We start from the raw sequence: 15,723 nt of genomic DNA on the forward strand, positions 1-15,723 counted from the left end.
GGACTCCTTCCGGCGCGTGCTGCTACAGGATCGAGGTGTTCAGGGTCCACACGGTGTGCGCCGGCTTCTGCTCGGTCACGATCGTGGTGATGTTGCCGACCGCCTTGTCCAGCTCCCGTTTACGGGCGGGATCGCCGTCCGGCGGCAGCCGCGACTCGGTGAAATGCACCGAGACGTCGAAGTGGAACGGGCGCGCCCGGTTCCAGAACGTCTCCAGCCCCCGCAACGGCGGCTGGCCGGGGTCGCTGATCACCAGCCGGTCCGCGGTGGCGACCATGCCGGTCGGATAGACCAGCTCGCCCGGCCCGGTGATCCGCGTCAGCTCCGGCGGGTTCGCCGCCAGGTCCACGGTGAACACGGCGGCGTGCTCGGCGACCGGGCAGATGAACGGGTTGGTGGCCGAGATCTCGAACGGCTTCAGGCCGGCGTCCAGCACGTACCGGGTGCCGTCGCGGGTCTGCGCCAGGGCGGTCGGCGCGACCAGCGCATTGGTCACCGGCAGCAGCCGGGTCTCGGTCCACGGGTTGGTGCGCCGGTCGACGCGCCGCAGGTTCCCGGACATCTCCGGCGGCCCGGCCGGCTCCTGCGGGCCGCCGTCACCGAGCAGCAGCGTGCCGCCGGCCTCGACGACCAGCGACAACGGTTCGATCACCGAGGTCAGTTTCGTACGGGTCGCGGTGACCGGGTTCGGCCGGACCGTCACGATCGACGGCACCGCGTCCTGCGGTTTCTGTCCCCCGCGGTCGAGCGCCAGCAGCTCGCCGGAGGCCGGGTCGACGGTCAGGGCCACCATCCACACCGGTTTGCCGGGGTTGGTCAGGGTGGTGACGAGGGTGGCCGCGACCCCGTCGAACGGCGCCGGGATCGAGAACAGCCGGCCGGTGCGGGTGAGCGCGTACGCGGTCTCCGGCGCCCCGTCGCGCGGCGGCCGGACCGCGACGGCCACCACGTCCTTGAGGTTGGTGGCGCCCGCCAGCGGCGCCGGGCGCGGCGGGGTTCCGGCGGTGCGGTAGCGGCCGGAGCCGTCGAGATGCCAGACCCGGCCGGGCAGGGCCACCCCGGCGTCGTCGGGCAGCCCGATGTCGGCGACGAACAGGCTGCCGTCGGCGCCGGTCGTTACGTGCCACGGCCGGGTCAGGCCCTCGGCACGCACCTGGGTGCCGATCACCACCGGGCCCTGCGAGACCAGCGCGGTCACCTCGGCGCGTTCGCCGGGGCGCGGCACGACCGACACCAGCCGGGCGCCGTCGTCGACACAGACCCGTGGCTGGGTGCTGCCCACCGCGTACAGATCAAGGTTTTGATTGAGGCCCGCCCGGCGCCCGCGCAACCGGTAGATCCGGGCGATCTCCGCGGTCACCTTGCGGCGCTGGTATTCGTCCCACAGCAGCTCGCCCTGCAGCGTCGGGAAGTCCAGCGCCACCCAGGAGGCCAGCCACGGCAGGAACTCCGCCGGCGTGGTCCACGGGTCGAACAGCCGGTGCAGCTCGGCGATCCGGTCGGTGAACGCCGGATGCTCGCGGTCGCCGTCCGGCAGGCCGGTGGCGATCTTCTCGAAGATGCGCAGCAGCGCGCCGAGCCCGAGCCCGCCGGACTCCGGAGGCGGATCGTCGCGCCACAGAATCGGCGGCAGGTAGCGCAGGTAGCTGCTCACGTCGCTCATCGCTGGACCTGCTGCACCTTGACCACCTGGGCGGTATCGGCGGCGGCACAGACCAGCTCGTAGTCGGCGACGCGCACCGACGCCCCGAAGTCGGACAGCGGGAACGGCCGTTCCAGGTCGGCGTTGAACGCGCCGCCCGGGCCCATCGGCGGGAAGTGGTAGGCGGGCACGTCCGGTTTCATCTGCAGGGTGCTGATGAAACCGATGTCCTCCGCCGGCATCAGCGCGCGGAACAGGTCCGAGGTGAACACCGGTTCGCCGACCTGCCAGCCGCCGCCCTCCGGACCGCCGCGCGTCGGGTGCAGGAACCGCTGGATCCGGGCGCGGGTGTCGCTCTCGATGGTGCCGGTGTCGGCCCCGGCGGCCAGCGCCTCCTGCCAGACCTGGATGGTGACGCTGACGATGACCGGCAGGTACCGCGGCGCCACCACCTCCAGCCGGGCGGTGAGGTCACGGCGGGCATCGAGGTACGCCGAGACGAGCCGGATCTGATCCTGGGTCGGCTCCGGCCGCGGGATCTCGAAGCCGCGGTCCGGCACGATCACCAGGTTCACCGTTCCCGGCGCCCGCACCAGCCCGCCGAACTCCCACGGCTGGCCCTTCTGGAACGGGGTCACCGCACCGGCCGGCGGGTTGTGCAGCCGCGGCGGCAGGCACCGGCGGATCACCAGGTCGTTGGCGGCCTCCCGGGCCAGGAACTCGTAGTCGTCGACGGTGACCGCGCGATAGCGGATCCGCAGCTCCTCCGGCGCGCGGCGCATGGTCTCCTCGATCGGCTCCTCGTCCGCGCCGTCACGGGCCGGGCCGAGGTTGGTGACCGCGGCGATCCCCGGCGGCAGGTTCGTGTCCGGCGCGGTGGTCAGCACCACCACCTGGCCGGGCGCGACGTTGCCGGCCGCGCCCCGGTCCACGTGGCGGTACCGGGCGGCCCGGACCCGGCTGCCGGCGGCCGGCACCGAGCCGCTGCCCTGGTTCGACTGCGGGTCGAAGTTGCCGAAGCGCACCTCACCGGCGACCGGGTCGATCCGGTACACCTGCCCGGGCCCGGTCTGGAACTCCTCGACCAGCGTCCAGTCCTGCCAGACCGGCGGCGTCCCGGATTCCACCTGGACGTGCAGGTCCGCGTACGGCGCGGCGATGCCCGGCCGGCGGAACAGCGGCCGCTCGCGCAGCGCGAACACCTGGAAGGGCTGCCCGGTGCTGGCGCCCAGCACCTCCGGCCGGCGGATGGTCAGCGCGGTCCGCGCGGACACGGCGTTGAACAGCAGCCGGTCGATGCCGAAGGTCAGCGGCGGGGGCGGGTCGGCGCCGGCCGGCACGGACACCGCGGGCGCGGTGAACTGCAGCCCGACCCAGAACAGCGGGTCGGTGACCGCGTCCGCCGCACCGGCCGGCAGGACCGCGGTCCACGGTTTGGTGGCCGGCGGGCCGGCGGCGCGCTGGGTGGCCCAGTCGGCGGGGACCGTCACGCGCAGGGTGCCGTCGTGCCGCAGGCCGTCGGTGGCATCGGTGACGGTGAGCGCCGGCCAGGCCGTCGGCTGGTCGGTGCCCTTGGAGAACCGCGCGGCCACGGTGACCGGCTTGTCCGGCAGGGCGGCCTGGAACAGCCGGATGTCGAGCACCAGCGGGTCGGTGACCGCCTTGGTGAAGCCGAGCAGCACGTCCACGCTCTGCCCGGCGGGCACCTGGATCAGGTGGTGTGCCGTGGGTGGCCCGATCAGCTCGGCCGTCCTGTTGCGGTAGTTCCCGGCGATCGCCGCGTTGCTCTTGCGGGCCGGCAACTGCAGGGCGGCTGTCAGCTCGGTCGGCAGGACCACCAGGTCGGAGTCGGTCTCGAACACCACCGGCTGGCCGCCGGCGGCGTCGACGGTCTGCGCCTGTGTCCCGGCCGGCACCGTGGTTCTGGTGGGCACGGCGGAGGTGAAGGTCAGGTACGTGCGGGCCGGGTTCTGCGGGTCACGGGTGATGCCGAGCAGGTTGAGGAACGCCAGATAGTTCTTCTCCGGCGTCTGGTTCAGCCGGAAGATGATGTTCTCGCCCAGCCAGGCGAACAACTCGATGAGGGTGATCCCGAGGTCGCTGGGGTTGTGGTCGGTCCACTGCGGCGCGTACTTCGGGATCAGGGCGCGCATCTCGTCGACGAGGTCCTGCCACGTCCGGTCGTCGAGATCGGGCGGAAGGATGCGGCCTCGGCGCGACTCCAGCGTCATCACGCACGCTCCAGGGCGAAGGGGAACACGAACAGGTGCTCGGCGGCGGTGGCGCGCAGCCGGTACCGGACTTCGATGACCAGCTGATCGGCCCGCAGGTCGTTGCTCACCACGACGTCCAGGACCTCGATCCGCGGCTCCCAGCGGTCCAGCGCGTCCTTGACGTAGTAGGCGGCCAGGCTGGCCGTGGTGGCGTTGTTGGCCGCGAAGACCAGGCTCTTGAGGTTGCCGCCGAACGCGGGGCGCATCAGCCGCTCGCCGTGCTGGGTGCCGAGGATCAGCCGGATCGACTCCTCCACCCGGGCGACGCCGGTGGACTCGCCGAGCCCGCGCACCCCGAGCCGCAGCGGGAACGCCAGACCCTGGCCGAGATGTTCGTCGGCCATCACGCCACCGCCGCCGCTGCCGTGAGCCGGGTCTGATTCGCGGTCGCCGTGACGGCGCTGCCGGCCGGGACGCCGTCGGTCGTCCCGGCCACGTCGGCGAGCAGCACCGGAACCCCGCCCACGGTGAGCTTCGACCGCTCGCCGGCGGTCACCGTGAGCACTTTCAGACACGGCTTGGTGGACGGCGGGTTGGCCGGGGTCGTGCAGCCGGCGATGTCCTTGCCGGTCAGGCCGGCGAGCAGCACCGGCTGCTTGCCGACGGTGAGCCGCGAGCTCGTGCCGGCCGTCACCAGTCCCGGCGGATGCGGGCAGGCCACCGCGCTCGGCGCGACGAGTACCGCTGTCACGTTACGTCCACCCCCGTCGGTGTCATCTCGATCTTGGTCAGTCCGGCTTCGAGCTTGATGTTCCCGGTGGCCTTGATGGACAGGTCGCCGGCGGCGCTGATGGTGAGCGAGCCCAGGCCGAGGCTGTCGTCGAAGGTGATCTCGTGCCCGGACGGGGTGGTGAGCATCCGCGTGCTGTTCAGGCCGTCCGCGTTGGTCGTCGGCGGCGGCCGTTTCGCCGTCCACAGCGCGCCGAGCACGTACGGTTTGCTCACGTCCCCGCCGAGGAACGCGACGAGCACCTGGTCGCCCACGGCCGGCAGCGCCCAGAAGCCGGTGCCGTCGCCGGCCATCGGGCGCACCATCGGCGCCCAGTCGCTGAGCGCGTTGCCCGACATCCCGGGGTACTTCACCTTGACCCGGCCGGTCGGCGGCGCCGGCACCTCGGCCAGCAGCTCGTTGTTCGCCTCCACCTCGCCGAGCACCACGCCGTAGAAGCGTTCGGCCTGGTTCGGTGACGGTTCCTCGTTCAGCTTCTTACGCAGCATGCCGAGCAGGTTGGTGTGCCCGCGGCTGGTGATGGAGAAGTCGGTGCGGTAACCGTTGCCGTCGATGCGGTGGGTGACCTTGCGCAGCCGGTACGTGCCGCTGAACCGCTTGCCGATGCCGGCGATCTCGACGTAGCGGCCGGCCGTCAGGTCCGGGATGCCGATGCAGGAGCCGGATCCCTCGTACATGCCTTCCAGCAGGTTGCGCAGAATGGACAGGCCGAGCTGGGCGGCCTGCACCGGGTTCTCGATCGGCTCCTTGCTGACACCCTTGCGTACGAACGACATCAGTAGCTGCATCGCGGACTGGCCGAGCCGTTCGGTGATGGTCTCCGGGTCCAGGTCGGCGAGCATGGTGACGGTGATCGCCTGCGCGAGCTCCTGGTTGTAGACCTGGATCTCCTGGACCCCGGCCAGACCGGCAGCCGAGATCCGCGGGCTGAAGCTGGACAGGTTCTTGCCCCACTCGAGCACGTGCGCGGCGAGCTGCGGCCGGGGGAAGTGGAAGTGCAGCCGGTCCCATTCGACGTACACGTCGAAGAAGTACCGGTCGGCGCAGGACTTGAGGAACGCCATGTCGTTCTCGGCCTTGGTGCGCTTGCCGATGTACGGCGCCGGGTCGACGATCGGGATCAGCCCGTACTCGGCGGCGATCTCCGCGGCGATGATGCTGTCATTGATCAGCGGCCATTGCGCGGGGCCGGTTTGCGAGTGCCGCATCCGGTACGACTTGTCGTAGCCGGAGACCACCACGGTCGGCGCCTCGTCGGCCGGGAACGACGGCTCGATCGACGCCACCTCACCGAGGAACGCGGGCACCAGCTCATGCCCGTACCCCAAGTGGATCTCCACGGTCTTGCCCAGATCCAGCAGCGCGGAGTCGAGCAGCCGGTTGTCCGGGTTGCGCAGCGTCAACCGGAACGAGCCGGCCAGGTCCAGGTCGGTCTCCACGGTCAGGCTCAGCACCTGCCCGGCCAGGTCGGCGGCCATCGTCACGCCGGAGAGCCGGACCTCGAAACGCGGGGCGTACGGCGGTGTCGTCATCGGACCCGCCCCGGGATGACCAGGGTGGCGCCGACCGCGATGGCCAGCGGGTCGACGATGTTGTTGGCCCGGGCGATCTCCCGCCAGCGGCCCGGGTCGCCGAGGTAGACCCCGGCGATGCCGCTGAGGGTGTCGCCGTCGAGCACGACGTGCACGGCCGCGGACGGGTCCGCCACGGCGCTGACCACCTGGTTGACGACGGCGGAGGCGGTGGGTGAGCCGAGGAACAGGCCGCGCCGGATCTCGAGTTGCACGTCGGCGTACTCCTGCAGGCGTACCGACATGGTGGAGCGCACCGGCGTGCCGTCGCGGTCGAACATGGTGAACCGCTGCCCGGCCTCGGTGAGCACACACCGGAACTGCACCTGGCCGAGGGAGAACAGCAGCACCGGCGGGGCCATCGTGCGCGGCTGCACGTCGAGCAGCGCGACGATCGGCGCGGTGTGGGTGCGCACGTCCTCGCCGGTCTCGTACGTGTCGAAGAACAGCTCCATGGTGAGCACCCGGTTCTTGCCGCGCACGTACTGCACCGGCGAGGCGTTGCGGCCCGGGATGCCGACCTCGGCGAACTGGTTGCCCTGTTCGAATTTGAGCTCCTCCGGGTTGTACATGACCGGGTGGCCCACCCCGGACGCGGTGTCGATCAGGACCGCCTTGGCCAGTTCGGCGCGCGCCAGCTGCGGCGCCAGACGCTGCAACTGGCGCAGTGTGGCCAAACGCCGCCGCGGGATCGGTGCCGTCATGTCAGCCTCCCCGCTCGAAGTCGGTGCGCACCCGGTGCATCAGCTCCTCGATCAGGTCGCGGCGCAGCGCCTCCAGGTCCAGCTGCGGGGCGGGCGCGGCCGCGGCGGTGGCCTCGGTCCGGTCGACGTCGGCGCGCATCACCGGGCCGGCTGCGGGCGCGGTGCCGTTCGGGGTGGACGCCGCGCTGCCGTTGCCTGCCGCAGCGCCGGGTGTGCCGGAGACGAACAGTGCGGCGCTCCCCCGCGCGCTGGACGCCTGCTGCCGCGTCGCCCGCTCGACCTGCAACGCCTCGCGTTCCTCGATCTCGGCGCCACCGGGCGAGGTGTGGTGGGCGGCGGCGGATCCGCCACGGCGCAGCGCCGCGGTGACATGGCTGGCCTCGTGCGCGAGCAGAGCGAATCCCTCGGCAGTGTCCGGCTGCAACTTGCCGGACCGCATCCGTACGTCGGTGCCGCTCGTGACCGCGTCGGCGCGCTGCCCACGAGCCCGGGTGTCCGCGGCAGCGCCGGTGAGCACGCGCATGACCGCCGCGCCCGGCCCGGCGACCGCACCCAGCCGGGCGCGCACGTCCACCGGAAGCACCCGCTCGGTCTCCGCTGCGGCCGGCACAGCCACGGCTTCGTCCGGTGAGGGAGAGGTTTCGCCCGGCGAGGCCGCAGACGCGGCGAACCGGCGCCGGACACCAGGCGGCGGCCGCCCATCAACCTCGTGCCGCTCGAACCGCTCCGCCCAGGACGCGTTCAGCTCAGCGGCCCGCCGCAGCGCCGGGCCCAGCCCCGCAGCCCACGGATACGTGGTCAGGTGCCGGGCCGCCAGTTCCTCGCCGACGGCGCTGAGGCGTTCGCCGAGCGTGGCCGGGCGCGGCACGTCATCGGGATCCCGCATGCCGTTCCCCCTTTCCGGCGTCGCTTCAGTGCGTCTCGAGTTGCGCCGAGATCTCCCGCACCCACCGCACGCGCTGGGCGTGGTCGAGGGCGAGCACCTCGGTGAGGGTCCAGTGCGCGTGCCGGCCGAGGAAGGCTGCCTCCCGGTGAACCCGGTCCAGGGGGTAGCCGGCTATCCCCCCAGCAGGGGGACCTCCACCTCGTGCGGCTCGTGGCAGTGCGGGCACACCACGGCGAGCACCTGCGGGGTGAGCCCGTTGATCCGGTTGTAGAGGTCCTGCAGGTGCGCCAGGTCCTCGGAGAACAGGCCCTCCACCACGCCGGCGTTGACCTCCGGCAGCGAGCCGAGCCGGGTGATCACCCGGGCCAGCAGCAGCACGATCAGGTACGCCGGCCAGTTCTGTACGCGCGGATCGCGCAACGGATAGATCTCGTCCGCCGCCGTCGCCAGCCGCATCGAGCCGCTGCGGTGCAGCGTGCCGCCGGCGTCGACGTACCCCTTCGGCAGTTCGAAGGGCACCTCGGTGACCAGCACGTCCGCGGTCATGCCCGGACGACCCCCTCGTGCGAGAGCACCAGCGTCTCGATGAGGATCTCGTTGCCCTTGGCGTTGAGGCCGGACAGCTCCCACTTCGACGGCCAGGCGCCGGTGACGTTCCAGCGGGCCACCTCGGTGCTGCGGTCCATGTCGTGGACCACCACCGAGACGTTCTGCCGGTCGACGTTGCCGTCGACGATGCGCTGGCGCCAGTCCCACAGCTCGGTGGACGCGGTGGATCCCCACTTGAGGGTGATGTCGCTGTAGGTCGTACGGCCGGGCAGTTTGCGGACGTTGCCCTCACCGCCCTGGCGGTGCTCGATCGACTCGGTCGTCGAGCCCAGGCCGCTGCACTCGGTGAAGCTGCCCTGCGCGATCCCCTCGATCTCGATCAGGAAGTTGAAACTGCGGAACGGATCCACCCGTTCCCCGGTCTGGGGCATGGCGCCTCCCTGCGTCGTGGTGTGCGGCCGGCCGGCGGCTCAGCCCTCGGTGACCCTTGCTCCGCCGTCCCACAGGCCGAGCCGCAGGACGATGTGCTCGGCCGGGCGGGTGACCGCCAGGCCGATCTCGATGTAGACCTCGCCGCGGTCACGGACCGCCTGCGGGTTGATGGACTCGTCGATGGTCACGTAGAACGCTTCCTTGGCGGTGCGCCCGAACAGCCCACCGGACTCCCACACCCGGGTGAGGAACTCGGTGATCGAGCGTTCCAGGCCCTTCCACAGCCGGGTGTTGTTGGGCTGGAACACCGCCCAGCGCAGCCCTTCGACCAGCGAGTCCTCCACGTACGACACCAGCCGCCGGACGTTGACGAAACGCCACGGCACGACCGGGCTGAGCGTGCGCGCGCCCCAGATCAGCGGCGGGCTGCCCGGGAACTGTCGCAGCGCGTTGATGTTCTTGCTGTTCAGCAGGCCCTGTTCGGTGTCGTTGAGCGCCAGGTCCAGGCCTACCGCGCCGCGGACCTGCTCGTTGGCCGGCGCCTTGTGCACGCCCACCGTGCTGTCGCAGCGCGACATCACGCCGGCGATGTGCCCGGACGGCGGCACGGCGAGGGTGGCGCCGTCGGCGCCCAGCGGGTCGGGGATCACGATCCACGGCCAGTACAGGGCGGCGAACCCGTTCTGCGACAGCAGGCCACCGCGCTGGGTCTGCAACGGGCCGTCGGTCTTCAGCGGGTCCTTGTCCTGGATGCCGTCGAGGATCGCGAACCGGTCGTGCAGATCCTCGCAGTGTTTGATCACCTTGGTCTGGCCGGCCGCGTCGACCAGGCCGGGCACGCAGACCAGGCCCACCTCGGGATGGCGGGTCAGCTCCGCGAGCGCGGCGTCCAGCCCGCCCATGTCCTTGATCGGCACGACCTGCAGGAAGGTGCCGCCGTTGTCGAAGAAGCCGCGGACCGCGACCGGCAGGTTGAGGCCGGCCTTGAAACCGCCCAGCCGGTCCCGGTACGCGTTCCAGCTCGAGAACCCGATCGCCTTGCCGAGATCGGCCGCGGGCGGCGGCGTGGTGACGACGCCGATCAGGGCGGCGACGCTGGTGCCGGCCCCGCTGATCGGACCGGCCGGTGTGAACTCTTCCAGATGGACCCCGGGTGCCGCGGTCGCGTAGTCGACCATCGCGTGTTCCGCCTTCCGTCTAGCGGGTGGTCACGGTTGCTGCAACACGACCGTGATTCGCTGATGCGTGGCCGCGTACTCCATCGCGACCTCCTGGGCGGGCCCGCCGGAGCGCTGCACCCGCAGGGTGTACCTACCGAACTCGAGATCCGGCACGGCGAACTCGCCGTCCGCGCCGGCGACGGCCTGGTCGCCGGTCTGCACCACCAGGACGGTGGCTCCGGGCGCCGGCGCCAGGTTGTGGTCGAGCACCCGGCCGGCCAGCTGCGGGTGCTCGGGCGGTGTCCCGGTGACCCGGACGGCCTTCGGCGCCACCTCGTTCACGACCTCGTCGTACGGCTGGGCGGTCAGGGTCACGGTCAGCGGGAACGCCGGCCGTGGCACCACGCCCAGGGCGCTCCAGAACTCGGCCGAGGAGCGGCCCTCCCGGGTCTGCGCCACCGTGGTCGACAGCGGGTACGGCTGCGGCGGGTTGCGCAGCGCACCCCGGTGAAAGGCCTCGCCGATGACCGGGAACCGGCCGAGCCACTGCAGCGTGGAACCGAGCAGCCGGTGCTCAGCCGCCGCTTTGAGCCCGCCGGTCTGGTTCGACCAGGCGGTGACCAGGTACGTGCAGTCGACCCGCAGATACGGCATCCGGGTGGTGAACCCGGTGTCGGTCCGCATCGTCACCGGCCCTTCCTCCCGCAGGGAGCGGTTCTCGGCCACCTCGTGCAGGAACAGGTTGAGGGTGGCCTGGGCCGGTTTGTAGTCGCGGTCCGGGGTGTCGAAGCTGACGTCCGCGTCCCGCACGGTCTGCGGGGCGGCCGCGTCGTCGAGCAGGGCCTTCACGGTGGCGTCGAGGTCGTCGAACATCCGCGCTCACCGCCCGTCGTCCGGGACCGGCTCGGGCGGCACCCGGCCCATCTTCTGGAACTCGCGGCGGATCGCCCGGTGCAGCGCCGCGGCGCCGATCGGCTCGCCCCGGTCAGCGGCCAGGAACGCCGCGTGCAGCGCCGCGTTCTTGATCTCCGCGCCGGTGAGCCGGAAGTCGCGGGCCAGCGCGTCGAAGTCCAGGCCGGTGGCGAGCGGGGCGCCCGCCGGGAAACAGATCCGCCAGATGCCCGCCCGGTGCGTGTCGTCGGGAAACGGGAAGTCCACCACGAACTGCAGGCGCCGGGTCAGCGCCTCGTCGAGGTTCTGCCGCAGGTTGGTGGCCAGGATCGCGATGCCGTCGTACTGCTCCATGCGCTGCAGCAGGTAGGAGGTCTCGATGTTCGCGTACCGGTCGTGGGCGTCGTGCACCTCGGACCGCTTGCCGAACAGCGCGTCGGCCTCGTCGAACATCAGGATGGCGTCGGCCTCGGCCGCCGCGGAGAAGATCCGTTCGAGGTTCTTCTCGGTCTCCCCGATGTACTTGCTCACCACCGACGCCAGGTCGATCGAGTACAGATCCAGGCCCAGCTCGCCGGCGATCACCTCCGCGGCGCTGGTCTTGCCGGTGCCCGGCGGGCCGGTGAACAGCGCGCTGGTGCCCCGCCCGCGCTGCAGCTTGCGGTCGAAGCCCCACGCCGACAGCACGGTGGAACGCAGCCGCACCCGGGCGCACAGGTCGGTCAGCTGCGCGGTCGTCTCAGCCGGCAGCACGAGGTCGTCCCAGGTGCAGACCGGCTCGATGCGGCGGGCCAGCGCGGCCAGCCGGTGCCCGGTCTGGCGCCGTGCGGCGGCGAACACCTGTGCCGCGCTCGGCGCCCGCCCCGGCCCGGCGCTCACCCGCGCCCGGGTCACCGCCTCCGCGATCCGCGCCGGCCCGAACGAGAACCGGTCGGCCAGCGTCGCCGCCAGCCGGTCCGCCGAGCCGGTCCGGGCCCGTCGCAGGTTCCCGGCCCAGGCGGCCCGGCGGGTCTGCGCGTCGGCCTGCCCGAAGGACACCTCGAGGACGGGGAACGCGCCGCCCGATCCGGCCCAGGGCTCGGTGTCCGACATCAGGGTGATCCCGGCGTGCGCGGCCAGGCACTCCCCCAGCGCGGCGCGGCGGCGCGATCCCGGCGGCAACCCTGCCAACCCGTCGACGTACGCCACCGCGCCGTGCAGAGCCGCTTCCCGGAACGCCCGCAACACGGCCCGGGCGCCCTGGTCGTCGGGTTCGGGCAGATGATCGGTACGCATGTGCAGCAGCGGAACGCCGAGTTCACCGGCGAGCGCCTCGGCGGCCGTGTGGCGCCCCGACCCGGCCGGGCCGTGCAAGTGCACCCGCAGCGGCTCGCCGTCTTGTGCGGCCCGTGCCGCCGTCAGCACCGTCGCGCGGACGTTCGGCGGCAACGTCGTGCTCGCCCACCTGCCGGGCGCCGGCCGGCGCAGTGTCGCGTAGGAGGCCACCCGCCGGTCGAACCCGCCGGGCGCCAGCATCAGCTCGGCGATCTGCTCGTCCAGAACGACCACGTGCGACAGCAGCGGCGGCGCCGGCACCCGGTCGTCGGCCACCAGCTGCAGCAGCCGGTGCCGCAGCAGCGGCCGGTCCGGGCCGAACAGGGCGCGACGGCCGATCCGGTCGCGCGCCGACTCGCTGATCAGGTCCAGGATCAGGGCGACCGTGGGCCGCCGCCGGCTGACGTCGTCCTGCAGGTAGCCGTACAGCCGCTCGTAGCGCACGTCCGCCTCGGGACCCAGCGCGACAAGGACAACGTCGAGTTCGGCGTCGCTGAGCCCGGCGGTGTCACGGACCCACGCCCACCCGCGGTGATACGCCACGATCTGCGCCCACGCCGGATCGACGTCGCGGGCGCCGCGCAGCGGTTCGGCGGCGGTGTCGTGCAGCGCGCCGAGCGCGTCCGCCTCGCTGAGGTAGAGCCCCCGGAACGAGTCGTGCCCGGCATCCGCGCCGTAGCGCTGCCGGGCCCCGGCGACCGCGCCGGCGAGCAACGCGTCCAGCCGGCGGAAGGCGAGCCGCCAGTCCGCGACGGCGGGCGAAGTCCCGTTGCGGGAAATGGCGTCGAGTGACATACCTTCCCCTCCCCGCGAACTCTCGCGAACGGAACCAGGAAAGTGACGAAATACGTTCACGGACAACGCTAGGGAGCAACTGATCTGGGTGTCAAGAATCACATTGGCGACAGCGGGCGGGTGACAATTACGATCTTGAATGGGTAGTCTCGGTTGGGTATACCTGCCGGACAGGCGGGTTGCCGACAGAAGCGGGACCAGCGATTTAGGCACATGATAAAGCCCTGGATAATTCGGTACGATGACGCTAAAAGACTGTATTGCGAGCCGAATTGCGACCGCCGATCTGGCATTCCAAGCTATTCGGAATCCATGGCCGGGCTACCGGGCCGCCGCGTTACTCGCCGTCGGTGCCGCGGCCCTGCCCGCAGCACGGCGAAAATTCATCCCGCAGAGGGACCGTGGCCACGATTGCACAGCGCCGCACTCCCCGGCCGGCTTCGGGTCAGGGCGGCGCTCCGTGGTGCCAGTTCCCGTTGCCGCAGTGCAGGACCGGCTGCCCGGCCGCGTTGTGCAACGGCATCACATACAGGTGAGCCGAGGGGTAGGGCGGCACGGTCGAATCGCCCTGCGGCAGGCCGGGGTTCTGGTGCTGCCAGGGGATCGGCCAGGCGTACTGATCGGCGGCCGCGGCGTTGCCCCGGGCGTACCCGATGAACGCGTTGACGTGCCCGTCCAGGTTGCGCGACGCCACGCGTTGCTGGGTGATCCCGAACGTCGAGGTCACCGGCAGGACGAGTTTGCGGCTGATCAGCCGGTAGAGCCGGTCGACGTCGAAGTCCCCGGGGTCGCCGTGCCCGAGCCGGTTCGGATGCCCCCGCTGGACAGCCGAGCGATCCAGCTCCTTGTGCGCGGTCACGGTGAGGAATCTGCCCCGGCGCAGCGACGCGACGATGTAGGCGTTGGCCACGTCGTCGTACTGCTGGTCGGTGTAGCGCGTGCCGGCGCTGCGGGCCGTACTGATGCCGGTGTTCGGGTAAGTGTCGGCCGCCGCGGCCGTGATGGCGCAGCTGGTGGCGCGCGTCAGTTCCACATGGACGAAGCAGGTCCGCTGCGGGATCTCCAGCTTGGTCGCGTCGCCGGCCTGGTCCCAGTCCGCGCCGCGAGCCAGCGACACCGTCCCCACCCACAGGTGGACGCCACCGGTTCTCGACACGCTGGTGCGTTCGCCGGTGTCCGCGGTGTCGTGCAGCACGAAGTAGTTCGCGGTGACCGGACCGGCCGGGTTGGCGCCCAGCACCATGCCCGGAGCGCGGGAGTAGCGCCGCGCCTGATCGGCCGCCGTCAGCGCGCCATGTTGCTGGTCGTAGTGGCGCCGCAGGTGGTCGAGCACCGCCGGCGCGCTGACCCAGGGCGGGATCGGGTGCCCGTCCAGGTTCGTGGCCGGCTCGTTCGGGAAGCGTCGCCGCAACGGGCGATTGGCGGTGAGCCAGCGTTCGCGGGCCTCGGACAACCGGTCCTCCATCATCCGGCGGACACGGGCCGGAGCGAATCGCAGCAGCCGCGTCCACACCAGCACGCTGGCCTCCGGGTCGAGATCGAGTGGCTCGCTGCCCTCCCGTTCCGGTCCGTCGAACGCGTTCTCCGCCACCGCCTCGAAGTCCTCGGCCTCCTGCTCGCCCCCTTCCTCGAGCCCTTCCTCGGGTTCCACTACCGGGGGCGCCTCGTCCTCCCGCCACACCTCAGGTGCCGGCTCGAACTCCGAGGCTGTTCCCGCAGGCGGGCGATACGTCCAATGCCATGCCTCGGTCGCGAGCGGTTCGAAGTCATAGAGGTGCGCGTTGGCCCGCAGCCAGCCGTGGAACCACGACCCTTCATAGACCTTGACCAGGTCTCCCCTGCCTTCGCGGGTGCCCAGGTCGAGTGAGAGCCCGTCCTGGTGGTTGCTGTAGCCCGGCGCGGCGACGAGGCCGGCCATGTGTTGGGCAAGGTATGCGGCGGCCTTGTCACTGTGTTCGCCACCGAAGCGGGGATCGTTGCGGGCCGCCCTGGTCGCGGCGTAGTAGTGCGGGAAGCCGCCGGCGCCCTTGGTCGTCTTGCCCTGCCAGATGTCGAACTGCCGGGCGGCCGACCGGTAGGCGCTGAGCACGCCGATCCGGACCGTGCCGGTCAAGCCGGCGGCCGCGAGCGCGTTCGACGCGGCGGCGAGCATGTCGCGTGCCTTCGCTGCCGCGTCCTTACGCGCCTTCTTACCCGGCACGACGTCGGCGAGCGCCGATGCCGGCAGGGTGTCCACGAAGTCGCCCCGGGAGCGCCGCACATGCAGGGCGTAGACCTTGCGCATGAACGCCATGAGCTCCGGAGTCTGCTGCTGCGGCGGCCCGAACCAGCGCAGCCCCTCCGCGGGGATCGAGGTCCGGCCCGGCCGCCCCGGGCCGGGAGCGGGTGGCGATGCCGGTGGCGGCAGGCCGGCGAGCGCGGGCCGGACGATCTCGTCGCGAACGCGCAGCCACTCCTGGGCGAGGTCGCGCTGGTCGGCTCTGAGCTTCTGCCCGATGAGCTCCGGATGCCGGTACCAGAACACCAGGTTGGTCAGCTGGTTGACGTCCCGCACGCCGGCTCCGGCGGCGACGGCGACAGCCGCCGCCCAGCCGCCCTTGGCCAGCGCGTCGAACGCCCGCCGCGGGAGGGCGAACACCGCCGCCAGCGGGTGGCTGCCCGCGGGAGCCTCCTCATCGCCGGACTCATCGCCGAACTGGCTGTCGACGCCGGTCTCCGGCTCCATCCCCAGTTCGACGGCGAACGGGCTGACCAGATGGTCGGTGGCCGCCATCGC

At 71.8% G+C, this 15,723-nt stretch carries 13 protein-coding genes; all 13 read right to left on the bottom strand.

The window, feature by feature from the left end:
• Nucleotides 1–22: 22 nt before the first annotated feature.
• The 13 genes from OHA21_RS17625 to OHA21_RS17685 all read right to left on the bottom strand — a co-directional run bounded on the left by OHA21_RS17625 (nt 23) and on the right by OHA21_RS17685 (nt 15,720).
• The gene (locus OHA21_RS17625; protein WP_328475131.1) at nt 23–1,663 is read right to left on the bottom strand and encodes a phage tail protein; all 1,641 of its coding nucleotides are present in this window, start codon (nt 1,661–1,663) and stop codon (nt 23–25) included.
• Nucleotides 1,660–3,873, bottom strand: coding sequence for a putative baseplate assembly protein (locus tag OHA21_RS17630; protein ID WP_328475132.1), 2,214 nt, complete (start codon nt 3,871–3,873; stop codon nt 1,660–1,662). The genes OHA21_RS17625 and OHA21_RS17630 overlap by 4 nt, the downstream gene beginning before the upstream one ends.
• A complete protein-coding gene (locus tag OHA21_RS17635) occupies nt 3,873–4,259 on the bottom strand; it encodes a GPW/gp25 family protein (protein WP_328475133.1) in 387 nt (128 codons plus the stop codon). Before OHA21_RS17635 ends, OHA21_RS17630 begins: the two co-directional genes overlap by 1 nt.
• Nucleotides 4,259–4,606, bottom strand: a complete 348-nt coding sequence (locus OHA21_RS17640) for a hypothetical protein (RefSeq protein WP_328475134.1) — start codon at nt 4,604–4,606, stop codon at nt 4,259–4,261. Before OHA21_RS17640 ends, OHA21_RS17635 begins: the two co-directional genes overlap by 1 nt.
• A complete protein-coding gene (locus tag OHA21_RS17645) occupies nt 4,603–6,177 on the bottom strand; it encodes a phage baseplate assembly protein V (RefSeq protein WP_328475135.1) in 1,575 nt (524 codons plus the stop codon). The genes OHA21_RS17640 and OHA21_RS17645 overlap by 4 nt, the downstream gene beginning before the upstream one ends.
• Nucleotides 6,174–6,920: a CIS tube protein gene (locus OHA21_RS17650; protein ID WP_328475136.1), complete on the bottom strand. Its 747-nt coding sequence runs from the start codon at nt 6,918–6,920 to the stop codon at nt 6,174–6,176. The genes OHA21_RS17645 and OHA21_RS17650 overlap by 4 nt, the downstream gene beginning before the upstream one ends.
• Nucleotide 6,921: 1 nt before the next feature.
• Nucleotides 6,922–7,806 carry an eCIS core domain-containing protein gene (locus tag OHA21_RS17655; RefSeq protein WP_328475137.1) on the bottom strand — a complete coding sequence of 295 codons (885 nt, stop codon included), beginning with the start codon at nt 7,804–7,806 and terminating at the stop codon, nt 6,922–6,924.
• A 171-nt stretch (nt 7,807–7,977) separates the two neighbouring features.
• Entirely contained in the window at nt 7,978–8,352 is a 375-nt protein-coding gene (locus OHA21_RS17660; RefSeq protein ID WP_328475138.1) for a hypothetical protein, read from the bottom strand.
• Entirely contained in the window at nt 8,349–8,786 is a 438-nt protein-coding gene (locus OHA21_RS17665; protein ID WP_328475139.1) for a phage tail protein, read from the bottom strand. The genes OHA21_RS17660 and OHA21_RS17665 overlap by 4 nt, the downstream gene beginning before the upstream one ends.
• A gap of 39 nt (nt 8,787–8,825) precedes the next feature.
• Nucleotides 8,826–9,965 (bottom strand): phage tail sheath family protein, encoded by a 1,140-nt coding sequence (locus OHA21_RS17670; RefSeq protein WP_328475140.1) that lies wholly within the window; start codon nt 9,963–9,965, stop codon nt 8,826–8,828.
• A gap of 30 nt (nt 9,966–9,995) precedes the next feature.
• The gene (locus OHA21_RS17675) at nt 9,996–10,820 is read right to left on the bottom strand and encodes a Pvc16 family protein (protein WP_328475141.1); all 825 of its coding nucleotides are present in this window, start codon (nt 10,818–10,820) and stop codon (nt 9,996–9,998) included.
• 6 nt (nt 10,821–10,826) lie between these two features.
• Complete coding sequence (locus OHA21_RS17680; RefSeq protein ID WP_328475142.1) at nt 10,827–12,947, bottom strand: AAA family ATPase; 2,121 nt, start codon at nt 12,945–12,947, stop codon at nt 10,827–10,829.
• 445 nt (nt 12,948–13,392) lie between these two features.
• Nucleotides 13,393–15,720 carry a D-alanyl-D-alanine carboxypeptidase family protein gene (locus OHA21_RS17685; protein WP_328475143.1) on the bottom strand — a complete coding sequence of 776 codons (2,328 nt, stop codon included), beginning with the start codon at nt 15,718–15,720 and terminating at the stop codon, nt 13,393–13,395.
• Between the last annotated feature and the right edge of the window lie 3 nt (nt 15,721–15,723).

Source organism: Actinoplanes sp. NBC_00393 (assembly GCF_036053395.1).
Classification (GTDB): Bacteria; Actinomycetota; Actinomycetes; order Mycobacteriales; family Micromonosporaceae; genus Actinoplanes.